This is a genomic window from Mitsuaria sp. GD03876, assembly GCF_029840635.1.
In the GTDB taxonomy this organism is placed as follows: domain Bacteria; phylum Pseudomonadota; class Gammaproteobacteria; order Burkholderiales; family Burkholderiaceae_C; genus Roseateles.
In genome coordinates this window covers 1-14,224 of the sequence record NZ_JAOCCU010000016.1, presented here as the reverse complement: position 1 = coordinate 14,224, position 14,224 = coordinate 1, and the positions used below count along the sequence as shown (strand labels likewise).

Genomic DNA, 14,224 nt, shown 5'->3' with positions numbered 1-14,224 from the left:
CTCCTCGATGTGATCGTCGCCGGGTCGCGGCCCCCGCCGCGCCCGTCCTCAGCCCTCGAAACCGGTCAACAACGCCCGCACCACCGGCGCGAGCTTGTTGCGCGTGCTCGCCCATTTCCCCAGCCCGAGCGTCGCGTCGTCGGCGCGGTAGCTGCTCGCGGCCATCAGCCGGCCGCCGGCGTCGTGCAGGCTCAGCGTCGCCTGCGCCAGGTAGGGCCGGATCTGCTCCGACAGCGGCGGCCGGTCCCATTGCTGCAGCCCCTGGTAATGCACCCAGGCCGGACAGGCTTCGTCCCCAGGGCGTACGCCGGGCTCGAAGACGCGGGCCTGGACCTCGTGCTCGCGCAACTCCGCGATCAGCGCCGGCACGAATTCCGGCAGCGCGAGCGCGCGGTTGTATTCGATGCACACGCGCGGCGGCAGGGCCTCGCCGTGGAACACCGTCTGCGTCGCATGCACCGGCCCCTGGCCGATCGCCACGGTCGCCATGCCGGCCGTGGCCTTGGCCAGCTCGATGCTGGGCATCGGGCTGAGCAGCGTGCAGCCGCCCGTGGCCAGCGCCGCCGCGGCGGGCAGGGCGGTCCGGAGCAGCCGGCGGGCGAGGGCGGCGCGCATGCTCAGAGGATCTCGTCGATCAGCGCCTTGCCGGCGACGGCGCCCGCGGCCAGGTAGCCGCCGACGGTGCTGCCCAGGTCGCCGGCCTCCTTCATGACGGTGCCGGCGCCGCTGACGACGGCGTCCTTGACCTCGCCGGCCAGCGCCTTGGCCTCGCCAACACCGGTCGACACCGCCTGCCCCACGGCCTTGGCGCCGTCCTCGAGCGCCTGCAGACCTTCCTCGCTCCAATGCACGACGGTGCTGACGGCGTTCTCCCCGCCCTGGACCGCGGCCTGCGCCAGGCCGATGGCGCCGGCGGCGACGCTGCCGTATTCCCGCGCGTTGATCTCGAAGCTGCCGCTCGGCCGGTTGACGAGCTGCCGCGAGGCGACCGGCGGAGCGCCGGTGCCGTTCGTGGTGGTGACCGTGGTCATGACCCCTCCAGGGCTGTGGTTGCGATGAGGGCCATTCTTCCGGGCGCCGGCACGGCGGATGCCCCGATGACCCGCGGCCCCGCGCGTCTCTACAAACTTTCTATATTTCCTGCCGCACATCTGCCGCCGGCGTTGTTCGGCGACGGTGAACAAGCGTTGCCGGCGCGGGCAGCGCGCGTGTCGGAGACCGCGATGCGCCCGTCCATGTCGTCTGTTTGTCGCGTGCGTGCAGGTGCATGTCGACCCGGTGCCGGGGTCGTCACACACCGGTCGCGCCATGACCCTGGGATATGCTTGCCCGCTATGAGCGAAGTGCCCCTCGCCCCCGCCGCCACGCCGCTGCCGGCCACCGCCGAGCCGGTCGCGCGGCCCTTCAAGATTCCTGAATCCGTCCTGGTCGTGATCCACACCGCGGCGCTCGACGTGCTGATGCTGGAACGCGCCGACCGGCCCGGCTTCTGGCAGTGTGTGACCGGGTCGAAGGACACGCCCGACGAGCCCTTCGACGAGACCGCGCGGCGCGAGGTGCTCGAGGAAACCGGCATCCGCGTGCAAGACCTGGCCCCAGGCGCGCTGGCCGACTGGGCGCTGGCCAACGTCTACGAGATCTACCCGGTCTGGCGCCATCGCTACGCGCCGGGCGTGACCCGCAACACCGAACATGTCTTCGGCCTGACCGTGCCGGCCGGGACCGCGGTGACGCTGGCGCCGCGCGAGCACCTGCAATACCGCTGGCTGCCCTGGCGCGAGGCGGCGGACCTGTGCTTCTCGCCGTCCAACGCGGAGGCCATCCTGCAACTGCCTCGCCACCGGGGGGCGCCATGATCCGCCGGACGCCGCGCCACGCCGCCGTGGCCAATGCCGCCACCACCGATACCTCGCCGGCGGACAGCGTCGGCCGGTTGCGGGTGGCGACCTACAACATCCACAAGGGCGTGCGCGGCATGGGGCCGGGCAAGCGGCTGGAGATCCACAACCTGGGCATGGGCGTGCAGGCGATGGACGCGGACCTGGTGTTCCTGCAGGAGGTGCGGCTGTTCCACCACCGCGAGGCGCGCCAGTTCGAGCGCACCTGGTTCGGCTGGCCGGAGCAGGGCCAGGCCGAGTTCCTGGCGCCCGACGGCTACGAGGTGGCGTACCGCACCAACGCGGTCACGCGCCACGGCGAGCATGGCAACGCGCTGCTGTCGCGTTATCCGATCGGCGACGTCGGGCATCACGACGTCTCGGACCACCGCTTCGAGCAGCGCGGCCTGCTGCACGTGCCGGTGCGCTGGCAGGACACCGAGGTGCACGCGGTGGTCGCGCACCTGGGGCTGATCCACGGCAGCCGGGTGCGGCAGATCCAGAAGCTCGCGGCCTTCATCGAGGACCATGTGCCGCACGGCGCGCCGCTGGTCGTGGCGGGCGACTTCAACGACTGGGGCGAGCGGCTGGACGAACCGATGCGCGGGACCGGCCTGAGCCGCGCGATGCTGCCCGGCGCCAAGCGCTCGCTGCCGACCTTCCCGTCGCGGGTGCCGGTGTTCTCGCTGGACCGCATCTACACGCGCGGCCTGCGCTGCGTGGACATGAAGGTGCCGCGCGGGCCGGCCTGGGCGCGCATGTCCGATCACCTGCCGTTGCTGGCGGAACTCGTCCTGGAATCTTGAAGCGGCCCAAGGAACCCCTCTTTCCCTGGACCCTCGGGTCCCAGCCCAGCTTCACCGGCGGCAACGCGGTGCGGCTGCTGTGCGGCGGCGACGCGCTGTTCCCGGCGCAGATCGAGGCGATCGACCGCGCCCAGCACGAGGTCTGGCTCGCCACCTACATCTTTCATGACGACGAGGCCGGCGCCGCCACGGTCGGCGCGCTGCGCCGCGCGGCGCTGCGCGGGGTGCGGGTGCGGGTGGTCGTCGACGGCTTCGGCACCAAGGGCAGCCTGGGCTGGCTGCGCGGGCAGCTCGACGACGCGCCGGTGGCGCTGGCGGTGTTCCGGCCGATCGACCGCTGGTGGAACTGGCTGCATCCCGGCCAGTTGCGCCGGCTGCACCAGAAGCTGTGCGTGGTGGACGGGGAGGTCGGTTTCGTCGGCGGGATCAACGTCATCGACGACCGCGTCGACCTGCACCACGGCCGGACCGAGACGCCGCGGCTGGACTTCGCGGTGAGCGTGGGCGGGCCGGCGGTGCGTTCCATCGAGCAGGCGGCGCGCGCGGTCTGGACCCGCGCCTGGCTGGGCCACGACTTCGGCGACGAGATGCGCGCGATGATCCGCAGCGCCTCGCCGGCGCGGCGCGCCAAGCGGTTGATGCGGCGCATCCGGATGCCGCGCGGCGAGCATCGCCGGCGCGATCCGGACCGGCTGGCGCCGGTGCGCGCGGCCTTCGTGCTGCGCGACAACCTGCGCCAGCGCCGCACGATCGAGCGCGCCTATGTCGAGGCGATCCGCGGCGCGACGCAGCGCGTGGACCTGATCACGCCCTACTTCTATCCGGGGCAGCGCTTCCGCCGCGCGCTGAAGGACGCCGCGAAGCGCGGCGTGCAGGTGCGGCTGCTGCTGCAAGGCAAGGTCGACTACAAGATCGCCGCGATGGCCGCGCACGCGCTCTACGAGGAGCTGCTCGGGCACGGCGTGTCGATCTACGAGTACACGCCGGCCTTCCTGCATGCCAAGGTCTGCGTCGTCGACAACGACTGGGCGACGGTGGGCAGCTCCAACATCGATCCGCTGTCGCTGCTGCTCAACCTCGAGGCCAACGTGGTGGTGCGCGACGCGCCGTTCGCGGGGGATGTCGCGCGGGAGTTCGACGCGGCGGTGGCGCGGTCCCGGAAAGTGGAAAGGCCCGAGGCCCGCGGCTGGCGCGGGGTCCTCGGGCGGGCGCTGGTGGCGTGGGTGGCCTACGTCTACCTGCGGGTGGCGGGGCTCACGGGCCGGTATTGACCCGCGAGCCGCCGCGCGTCACACGACCAGGATGCCGGAGGCGGTGCGGATGCTGACGGGCTCGGCCATCGAGACCTGCTGCAGCGAGATCGTCATGTCCGGCGTCGCGAACTGGCCCTGGCCTTCCCAGTCGACACGCAGCACCGCTTCGCCCTGCGCGTTGGCGACCTTCTGGATGTAGGCCGATTCGTTGCCCGCCTGGAAGTTCTTCAGCAGCGCGCTGAGGTCGATGGTGTCGCCCTGCGCGGCGCTGTAGTCGGCGATGCGCTTCTCGCCGCCCTGGCCGGGCAGCCAGAGGAACACGTCCGCGCCGGCGCCGCCGATCATCAGGTCGCGCCCGCCGGTGCCGACGAGGACCTCGCCGAAGCGGCTGCCCAACACCAGCGTGTCGATGCGGTCGGTGTCGTGGGAGATCGCCTTGCCGTTGAAGACGACCTGGTCGCCAGCGTCCATCGTGACGGTCAGCGTGCTGGCGCCGTTGCGCGCCAGGGTCGCGCTGTCCAGCGTCAGCGTGTTGGCCGCGCCGTTGTCCATGCGGATCTGCTCGATGCCGGTCATGCCTTGGGCGAGGCTGGACAGGTTCAGGTGGTTGGCGCCGGAGAGGTACAGCGTGTCCTGGCCGGCCAGGCCGCTGATGCCCTGGATCGCTTCGCCGGAGAAGGTCAGCGCGTCCGCGCCGGAGGTGCCGGCCAGCGACTTGGCCGTCGGCGAGCTGTTGTCCTTGGCGAGGTAGACGAGGAATTCGTTGTACATCGCCTGTTGGTGGCGTTCCGAGTTCGGACCCGCTTCGGCGTGTCGTGCCAGGATCCATTTGGAGGAGGTGGGGAATCGATCCCCCACCATGCCATCGGCGGCCACCGCGACGCCGTTCTCGAAGATCGCTTGCGCGGCGTCGGTGTAGTTCAGATCGGCGGATCCTGCACCCTGGCCGCTGTGCGCCTCGAAGACGATGTCATTGGCGTTCTGCAGCATGGTGCTCCCGACCGGCGTGACGCGTGTGAGTCGTCCGTCGCCGATGTTGTCCACGTCGAAGATGTAGCCGTTCTCGCTGTGGTTGACCGTGTTGACGTTGGGATAGTGGCTGCTCAGCCGGGCGGAATTGGTATCACCCAGGTTGAACAAGGTCCCGGAGCTCGTCCCTTCCGACTGCACCTTCGCGTAGACGGCCACGCTTTTCCAGTCGGATCCGGCGACCCCGTCCGCGACCATGTAATCGTCGTGCCAGCCGTTGCGGTCGTTGTTGAAGCTGATCGCGAGCGACCCATCGGAACGGCTCACGGCGGCGCCACCGTCGACGATCACCCCTTGCTTCGCGGCATTCGCCTGGTACATGTCGCGACCGTGCCCGGATTGGTCGTACCAGCGCGTCACGAAGCCCTTGTCGCCGGCACCTCGCCCGACGAAGTCGAGCAGCGCCTGCTGGTCCAGGTCGCCGTTGACGTCGAAGCCGATGTCGCGCTCGGCGTTGTCCGACGAACGCCGGACGCGGATGGCGAAGTCGTTGCGTTGCGGGCTGAGGTCGCGCAGGCCGTAGGCGGCTTGCAGCTGGTCGACATCGATTTCATTGATGTTGCCGACGCCGACGCCGTCGCCGATCGTCCCGCCGGTGGCCGACTTCAGGTTGACGACCAGCTTGTCGTTGACTTCGCGGAAGTGGTCGCCCTTGACCGTGAACTTCACCAGCTTGGAGGTTTCCCCCGCCGCGAAGGCGACGCGGCCGTTCAGCGCGCCGGCGATGTCGTTGTCCGCGGGCGCGCCCGCCGCGTCGGCGCGCGCGGAGCTCGCGGCCGTGTCGACGGCGTAGTCGACCGAGCCGGCCGTGCTCACGTCGCCGGAGCGCGTGACGACGAACACCATCTCGCGCTCGCCGCCGGTGCCCTCGATCACGTGCGAGTCGGAGACGTCGAACAGGGACCGGTAGGCGGTGGACGTCGAGGTCGTGACGGTGGTGTTGCCGGCCAGGTCCGTCGCCGTGACGCGCGCCTGCACCTTCGCGCCGTCCGCGTAGGCGAAGGCCTGGCCGGCGATCGGCGCGGCCGTGGCGGTGTCCACGCTCCAGTGGCCGACCCGGTCGCTGAGCACCTGGTAGCGGACCTCGTAGCCGTTGCCGGCGTTGCCGTCCGTGTCGAGTTCCACCGTGACCGGCGTGTTCGGGTCGGTGATGCCCGACAGCACCGGCCGCAGCAGCGTCGCGTTGCCCAACGCGAAGACGCTGGCCGGCGGCCGCGTGTCCACGGTCAGGTCCAAGGGCGCGGACGTGATGCCGCCAGCGCTGATCCGCAGGTGATGTTCGCCGTCGGCGAGCGGGGGCTGGGAGAGCGTGTCGAGCCGCCAGGTCCCGTCCGCGCCCGCCTGGACGCTGCCGAGGCTTTCGCCGGCATCGATCAGGCCGTTGCGATTGATGTCGTCGAACAGCGTGACCGTCGAGGACGGCGCGGCCGTGCCGGTCAGCAGCAGTGGCCGGCCCGCGGAACCGTCGCGCTGGGTCACGTTGTCGTTGAGGAAGAGACCGGTATCGGCGGCGGGGTCCAGGAAGATCGTCGGCGTGCCGGCGGTCGACACGGTGATCGACGACGTCGCCGGCGTGGACCCGTTGCCCGCGATGTCGAACGCCTGCACCGTGATCTCGCGGACGCCGTTGACCGCGTCGGCCTGCGCGCCGTAGCGCAGCAGGCGCAGCACGATCGACGCCTCCTCCTGCGTCAGCGGCGTGTCCGAGGTGATGGTGAGCGTGCGATGGTCGGCGCCGGTCATGGTCAGCACCACGGGTTTGCGGGACAAGGGATTGATCGCGGTGAGCGTGCCTGCTTCGCCGATGCGCAACCGGTCCGTCATGCCGTCGCTGTCGTTGCCGTCGGAGAAACCCACGTGTTCCGCGTGTCCGGCCGTCACGCCGTCCAGCGCCTTGGGATCCGTCGAGGCGAAGCGGACCTCCAGCCGGGTCACCCCGCCGGACTCGACGACGGTGGCGGCGTTGGCGGAGGCGACGGCGACGACCCAGGGCGTGCCGGCGGCGATCGAGCGGGTCACCGGACCGGCGTGCGCGGCGGCCAGGTTGAGCACCGGCGCGGTCGCGTCGAGCGTGATCGTCGCGGTGGACGACACGGTGTAGCCGAAGTGGTCCCTGATGCTGATCGCATAGGACCGGTCGCCTTCGGTGGCCTGCGACGACGTGTTCTGGACCTGCAGCCCGCGCAACAGCGCCTGCACCTGGGCCGCGGTGGCGAGCGCCTCGCCGGTGGGACGCTGGAAGACGTGGTTGTCCGCCGTCTGGGTGACCTGCCAGCGCACGCCGTCGACGACGATTTCGCTCGATCCCGCGGGCAGGCGCGTGGTCGTGCCGGCGTGCTCGATCAACAGGGCGTCGTCCCGGCTGGCGCCGCTGCCGGAGACGGCGATGGTCACGCGCGAGAAGCCCGCGCCGGGGTTGGCATGGGAAACGCTGGCCTGCGCGCCCAGCAGCGACACCGGGGCGGCCAGGCTGGCGATGGCCAGCTGGGTCTGTTGGCCGGGCAGCGGGCCGTTGAGGTCCAGCACCGGGCGGCGCGAGTCCACGGTCAGCGTCACCGTCGCCTGGGCGCCGGTGTTGCCGGCGAGGTCCTCGTAGCCGATGGTGGCGGTTCGTTCGCCCGGCACGGACGTGCCGGTGGGGTCGCGCAGCTTGGTGGCGTTGGTGATGATCGAGGCGTCCTCGCCCGAGAAGACGCGGCCGTCGGACCGGGTCACGGTGAGCGTGCGGGTCGCGGCGTCGTAGGTGTAGGACAGGCCGGCGATGCCGCCGATGGCGACGTTGTCGGCGCGGCTCGAGACCCGGAGGTCGAGCGCCTTGTCCAGGACGAGCTGGTCTCGCGTCACGTCCAGCGCCGCGCCGCCCAGGCGCACGGTCAAGGCGCGCATGTCGCTGTCCGCGAGCGCGGCGGTGGTGGCGGTGAGGGCGACGCCGGTCTTGACCTGGGTTTCGCTGGCGATCAGGTCGAGACGGGATTGCGCGTCGTGCGCGGCGCTCAGGTCCACGGCCGGGGCGCTGCGGTCCACGGTGATGTCCAAAGGCAGGACCGTGCTCACGTTGCCGGCGGCATCGATCTGACGGAAGGACAGGGTGTGCTTGCCATCCGTCAGCGCGCTGCCGGGTAGTTCGTTGCCGACGCCGTCGTGCCAGCCCGGCTCGCCGTCCACGCGGTACTGCCATTTGGCGCCGCTCTCTAGCCCGTCGATCCGGATGGTCGCGTCGCTGGTGACGCGATCGGAAGGATCCGCGCCGGTATCCGCCTTCAATGCGGCCTTCAAGGCGCTGGGCGGGGTGTTGTCGACAGTCACCGGGATGGTGGCGGCCGGACCGCGGTTGCCCGCGGCATCGACGACGGCGACCTGGACCTGGTTGCTGCCTTCCTTGAGCTCGGAGCCAGGGATGGTGGTGCCGGTGCCCGGCTTCCAGGTGGTGCCACCGTCGGTGGTGAATTGCCAGTTGCTGCCGCTCGGGACGTTGACTTGCACGCCGCCGGCGTTGTTGATGGCGCCCGTGCCAGTGGAGGTAACCACGGTGGCCTTCTCTGTCGGCGGGGTGTTGTCGACAGTCACCGGGATGGTGGCGGCCGGACCGCGATTGCCTGCGGCATCGACGACGGCGACCTGGATTTGGTTGTCGCCTTCCTTGAGTTCGGAGCCGGGGATGGTGGAGCCGGTGCCCGGCTTCCAGGTGGCGCCGCCGTCGGTGGTGAATTGCCAGTTGCTGCCGCTCGGGACGTTGACCTGCACGCCGCCGGCGTTGTTGATGGCGCTGGTGCCGGTGGAGGTGACCACCGCAGGCTTCTCGGTCGGGGGCGTGTTGTCCACGGTCACCGGGATGGTGGTGGCCGGACCGCGATTGCCGGCGGTATCGACGACGGCAATCTGGATCGTGTTGTCACCCTCTTTGAGCTCGGAGCCAGGGATGGTGGAGCCGGAGCCCGGCTTCCAGGTGGTGCCGCCGTCGGTGGTGAATTGCCAGTCGCTGCCGCTCGGCACGGAGACTTGCACGCCGCCGGCGTTGTTGATGGCGGCGTTGCCTGTCGAGGTGACGACCGCAGGTTTCTCCGTCGGAGGCGTGTTGTCCACGGTCACCGAGATCGGCGTGGCTGGGCCGCGATTGCCGGCCGCATCGACAACGGCGATCTGGATCTTGTTATCGCCTTCCTGGAGTTCGCCGGCCGGGATGGTGGAGCCGTTGCCCGGCTTCCAAGTCGTGCCGCCGTCGGTGGTGAATTGCCAGTTGCTGCCGTTAGGCACGGAGACCTGCACGCCGCCGCTGGCGTTGATGGCCTCGGTGCCAGTCGAGGTGACTGCAGCGGGCTTCTCGGTCGGTGCCGTGTTGTCCACGGTCACCGAGATCGGCGTGGCTGGGCCGCGATTGCCGGCGGTATCGACAATGGCAATCTGGATCGTGTTGTCACCCTCCTTGAGCTCGGAGCCAGGGATGGTGGAGCCGGAGCCCGGCTTCCAGGTCGTGCCACCGTCGGTGGTGAATTGCCAGTTGCTGCCGCTCGGCACGTTGACCTGCACGCCGCCGGCGTTGTTGATGGCACTCGTGCCGGTCGAGGTGACCACCGCAGGCTTGTCGGTCGGTGGCGTGTTGTCCACGGTCACTGGGATGGTGGCGGCCGGACCGCGGTTCCCTGCGGCATCGACGACGGCAACCTGGATCTGGTTGTCGCCTTCCTTGAGTTCGGAGCCGGGGATGGTGGAACCGGTCCCCGGCATCCAGGTGGTGCCGCCGTCGGTGGTGAATTGCCAGTCGCTGCCGCTGGGCACGTTGACCTGCACACCGCCGGCGTTGTTGATGGCGCTCGTGCCGGTGGAGGTGACTGCGGCAGGCTTCTCGGTGGGTGGCGTGTTGTCCACGGTCACCGGAATGGTGGTGGCCGGACCGCGATTTCCGGCGGCATCAACGACGGCAACCTGGACCTGGTTGGCGCCTTCCTTGAGCTCGGAGCCAGGGATGGTGGAGCCGGAGCCCGGCTTCCAGGTGGCGCCGCCGTCAGTGGTGAATTGCCAGTCGCTGCCGCTCGGGACGTTGACCTGCACGCCGCCGGCGCTGTTGATGGCCTCGGTGCCGGTCGAGGTGACTGCAGCGGGCTTCTCGGTCGGTGCCGTGTTGTCCACGGTCACCGAGATCGGCGTGGCCGGACCGCGATTGCCGGCGGCATCGACGACGGCGATCTGGATCTTGTTATCGCCTTCCTGGAGCTCGCCGGCCGGGATGGTGGTGCCGGTACCCGGCTTCCAGGTCGTGCCACCGTCGGTGGTGAATTGCCAGTCGCTGCCGCTCGGCACGGAGACCTGCAGGTCGCCGGCGTTGTTGATCGCGCTGGTACCGGTCGAGGTGACCACGGCTGGTTTTTCCGTCGGCGGCGCGTTGTCCACGATCACCGGGATGGTGGTGGCCGGACCGCGATTCCCAGCGGCATCGACGACGGCAACCTGGATCTTGTTATCGCCCTCCTGGAGTTCCGAGCCAGGGATGGCTGAGCCTGCACCCGGCTTCCAGGTGACGCCGCCATCGGTGGAAAACTCCCAGTTGCTGCCGCTCGGCACGGAGACCTGCACGCCGCCGCTGGCGTTGATGGCGTCGGTGCCGGTGGAGGTGACCACCGCGGGCTGCTCGGTCGGCGGCGCCGGCGGTGCAGGCGCCTCGACCGGCGGCATCGGCGACACCGGCAGCTCGACCGCCGGCGTCGTCTGTCCCGGCTTCGACGGCTTGACGACTTGTTCGGGCGGCTCAGACGGCAGCGGCTTCGCCAGCTCCTGGCCCGAGACGCTTCCCGCGACAGCGGCGACGCTGCCGAGCATCACCCCACCCATCGCCAGTCCCGTGATCCCGGAAACCGCCGACATGCCGAGGCTCGACGCCGCCTGCACCGTCCCCGATGCCTCGCCGACGATCCCCTCCGCCACGCCCGAACCGCCCTCGGCGGCCCCGACGTCTTCCGCGAGCGCCTCCGCCGGCGTCGCCGGCGTGCCGGCCGGGGCCTCGGTCACCTCCGCCTCGCCTGGCAGGCGCTTCGGTCGCCGTGCCGCTGTCTCCTTGACCGGGAGCGACGTGCCGTCGGCGGCAGGAAGGTTCGAGGACTGCAGGGGGCGATGTTGGCTCATGGCGGACTCGTTGAAGGGAAATGGCGCGCAGTCTGACCACCCGGTCATCGCGCTGCCATGACATCAATGAGTCGGCAGTCCCCCCATCAACTAGCGCCTATGAGGCGTCGCCATCCCCCATCAGGAGGTCAACGGAAAAATGCCTTGATCGAACGCAGGGTCATTCGCCCCCTTCAGGCCGACGGCCCCGGGCCTCACTGGTTGTACGTCCCCGGCCCCGGCGGCATCGACGGCCGCACGCCGCTCGGGAACGGATCGCGCTGTTCGCGATTGGACCGGCCCGGCTTGGCGTTGAACTGCCGATCGACGAAGCGCAGCATGGGCTCGACCCGCGCGGCCCAGCTGGCCTCGTCATGCGTCGCGCCCTGCGCCTCCAGGTAGCCGAGGTCGGCGCTCGCCCAGCCGCGCGCCTCCAGCACGCCGCGCAGCTTGCGCAGCTGCGGGATGGCGTCGGGGCCTTCGCCGGTCCCCATGTCCAGCCACAGCTTGGGACGCGGCACCGACATCGGCAGCGGCGTCGTCTTCGTGTCGCGGATCGGGAATTCATCGTCCCACCACAGCGACGGCGACACCACCAGCGCCGTGCCGAACACGTCGCCGTGGTGCACCGCCAGCCACAGGCTCATGATCCCGCCCAGCGACGAACCGCCCACCGCCGTGTGCGCCGCGTCGGGCTGCGTGCGGTAGCGCGCGTCGATCGCGGGCTTGAGCTGCTCGATCAGGTAGCGGGCATAGGCCGGCGCCTTGCCGCCGCGCGAGACACCTTCATGCGTGCGCGCGGTCGCCGTGTACTCGTCGACGCGCGCCGGCGAGTTGGACACCGCCACGATGATCATCGGCTGGATCTGGCCCGAGACCGTCAGTTCCTGCGCCGTCTCGTCGACCCGCCATTCGGCGCCCGCCGCCGCCGCGTCGAACACGTTCTGCCCGTCGTGCAGGTACAGCACCGGATACCGGCGCTGCGTGTCGCGCTCATAGTTCGGCGGCAGCCAGACCTGCACCGCGCGCGCCGCGACGAAGCGCTCCGGCAGCGGCGCCAGGCGCTCGATGGTGCCGGCGCGGCTCAGCGACACCGGCGCGCCCGGATCGTTGAAGGCCCGCGCGACGCGCAACTCGTCGCTGACGAGTTCCAGCGAGCGGTTCTGGCCGTCCTCCCACACGCCGTCGGGCAACTGGCGGCCCGGGCGGTCGACGTGGAACTTGTAGGGCACGTTGCCGCCCGGCGGCACGCGCTCGAACACGACGCTCGCGCCGTACCAGCCCTCGCGCAGGCCGATCGCCGGCGCGATCAGCGACTGCGACCAGTTCAGCGGCGCCGCGCCGCCGCGCACGCCGACCACGTCCTTGGCCGGATCGAAGCGGCCCGCGGCGATCTCGGCGCGCATGTCGATCTCGAAGACCACCCGCGTCGCGGCGAAGGCCCGCGGCGCGGTCAGCACCGCCGCCACCAGCAGCAACAGCGCGGCAACGAAGCGGACAAGCGCGGGCGATGCGCGTTCCGGCGCGGGGAGGGCGGAAGCGAAAACGGCGCGCGGTGGGCGCGCCGTCGAGGCGGTGTGGGTCATGCGGACTCGCCAGGAGGAGGCGGGCCGGGCCCGCCGAGGCCTCGGATGTTAGTCCAGCACGACCATCTCGGTGCGCGCGCGCAGCAGCGCCGCGGGACCGCGCGGGCCGTCGTCGTTGACCAGCGCGAAGGCGCGCTCGATGTCCGGCGCCAGGTAGTGGTCGGTGGGCATCGCGGGGCAGCGCTCGCGCAGCAGCGCGTGCACGTCCTCCAGCGGCGCGGAACTCCGCAGCGGGCGCAGGAATTCCACGCCCTGCGCGGCCGCCAGCAGCTCGATCGCGACGATGTGCGCCGTGTTGTCCAGCATCGCGGCCAGGCGGCGCGCGCCAAAGGTCGCCATCGAGACGTGGTCCTCCTGGTTCGCCGACGTCGGCAGGCTGTCCACGCTGGCCGGATGCGCCAGCGACTTGTTCTCGCTGGCCAGCGCGGCCGCGGTGACGTGGGCGATCATGAAACCGGAATTCAGCCCGGCGTTGTCCGTCAGGAACGGCGGCAGGCGCGACACCCCGGTGTCGATCAGCATCGCGATGCGGCGCTCGGCGATCGCGCCGACCTCGGCGATCGAGCAGGCCAGCGCGTCGGCGGCCAGCGCGACCGGCTCGGCGTGGAAGTTGCCGCCCGAGACCATCGCCGCCGGGCCGTGCTCCGACGTGAACACCAGCGGGTTGTCGGTCACCGCGTTGGCCTCGCGCAGCAGCACGTCGCGGACGTAGCGCGACTGGTCCAGGCAGGCGCCCATGACCTGCGGCTGGCAGCGCAGGCAGTACGGGTCCTGCACGCGGTCGTCGCCGTCGCGATGCGACTGGCGGATCGCGCTGCCGGCCAGCAGCGCGCGGTAGGCGGCCGCCGCCTCGATCTGGCCGGGCTGGCCGCGCACCTCGTGGATGCGCGGATCGAAGGGACCATCGCTGCCGCGCGCGGCGTCCAGGCTCAGCGCGCCGCTGACGACGGCGGTGGCGTAGACGGTCTCGAAGCGCAGCAGCGCGTCCAGCGCCAGCGCGGTCGAGGTCTGCGTGCCGTTGATCAGCGCCAGGCCTTCCTTGGCCTCCAGCACCAGCGGCTTCAGCCCGGCCTTCTCGAGCGCCGCCAGCGCCGGCTTGCGCTGGCCGTCGACCAGCATCTCGCCTTCGCCCATCAGCGCCAGCGTCATGTGCGACAGCGGCGCCAGGTCGCCCGAGGCGCCGACCGAGCCCTGCGCCGGCACGTAGGGCACCAGCCCGGCGTTGAAGGCGTCCAGGATGGCCTGCACCACCGACTCGCGCACGCCGGAGAAACCGCGCGCCAGCGAGGCGGCCTTGGTCGCCAGCATCAGCCGCACGACCTGGGGCGCCAGCGGCGCGCCCACGCCCACGCAGTGCGAGCGGATCAGGTTGCGCTGCAGCGCGGCCAGCTCGTCCTTGCCGATGCGCTTGGAGGCCAGCTTGCCGAAGCCGGTGTTGACGCCGTAGACCGGCTCGTCGCCGGCGGCGGCGGCCTGCACCACCGCGGCGCCGCGGCGGATCGTCGGCCAGGCGTCGGCGTGCAGCGCCAGCGTCACGTCGCCGGCGCGGATGCGGCGCAGCTGCTCCAGCGTCAGCC

General features: G+C 71.0%; 8 protein-coding genes. 3 read left to right on the top strand and 5 right to left on the bottom strand.

The window, feature by feature from the left end; genetic code table 11:
• Positions 1 to 48: 48 nt before the first annotated feature.
• Complete coding sequence (locus tag N5D62_RS12035; protein WP_279758052.1) at positions 49 to 615, bottom strand: cell division protein FtsI; 567 nt, start codon at positions 613 to 615, stop codon at positions 49 to 51.
• A gap of 2 nt (positions 616 to 617) precedes the next feature.
• On the bottom strand, positions 618 to 1,031 hold the full coding sequence (locus tag N5D62_RS12030; RefSeq protein ID WP_279758051.1) for a hypothetical protein: 414 nt from the start codon (positions 1,029 to 1,031) through the stop codon (positions 618 to 620).
• 303 nt (positions 1,032 to 1,334) lie between these two features.
• On the opposite strand from N5D62_RS12030, the gene nudB reads away from it, so the two are divergent.
• The 3 genes from nudB to clsB all read left to right on the top strand — a co-directional run bounded on the left by nudB (position 1,335) and on the right by clsB (position 3,954).
• A complete protein-coding gene (nudB, locus tag N5D62_RS12025) occupies positions 1,335 to 1,856 on the top strand; it encodes a dihydroneopterin triphosphate diphosphatase (protein ID WP_279758050.1) in 522 nt (173 codons plus the stop codon).
• Positions 1,857 to 1,975: 119 nt separating this feature from the next.
• Positions 1,976 to 2,683: an endonuclease/exonuclease/phosphatase family protein gene (locus N5D62_RS12020; RefSeq protein ID WP_279758158.1), complete on the top strand. Its 708-nt coding sequence runs from the start codon at positions 1,976 to 1,978 to the stop codon at positions 2,681 to 2,683.
• Positions 2,680 to 3,954 carry a cardiolipin synthase ClsB gene (gene clsB / locus N5D62_RS12015; protein WP_279758049.1) on the top strand — a complete coding sequence of 425 codons (1,275 nt, stop codon included), beginning with the start codon at positions 2,680 to 2,682 and terminating at the stop codon, positions 3,952 to 3,954. The genes N5D62_RS12020 and clsB overlap by 4 nt, the downstream gene beginning before the upstream one ends.
• 18 nt (positions 3,955 to 3,972) lie before the next feature.
• Here clsB and N5D62_RS12010 read toward each other — a convergent pair whose 3' ends face one another.
• From N5D62_RS12010 to hutH, 3 genes are all read right to left on the bottom strand, one after another.
• Positions 3,973 to 11,082, bottom strand: a complete 7,110-nt coding sequence (locus tag N5D62_RS12010) for an Ig-like domain-containing protein (RefSeq protein ID WP_279758048.1) — start codon at positions 11,080 to 11,082, stop codon at positions 3,973 to 3,975.
• A gap of 194 nt (positions 11,083 to 11,276) precedes the next feature.
• Positions 11,277 to 12,647, bottom strand: coding sequence for an alpha/beta hydrolase-fold protein (locus N5D62_RS12005; RefSeq protein WP_279758047.1), 1,371 nt, complete (start codon positions 12,645 to 12,647; stop codon positions 11,277 to 11,279).
• A gap of 48 nt (positions 12,648 to 12,695) precedes the next feature.
• The gene (gene hutH, locus N5D62_RS12000) at positions 12,696 to 14,222 is read right to left on the bottom strand and encodes a histidine ammonia-lyase (protein ID WP_279758046.1); all 1,527 of its coding nucleotides are present in this window, start codon (positions 14,220 to 14,222) and stop codon (positions 12,696 to 12,698) included.
• Positions 14,223 to 14,224: the final 2 nt, after the last annotated feature.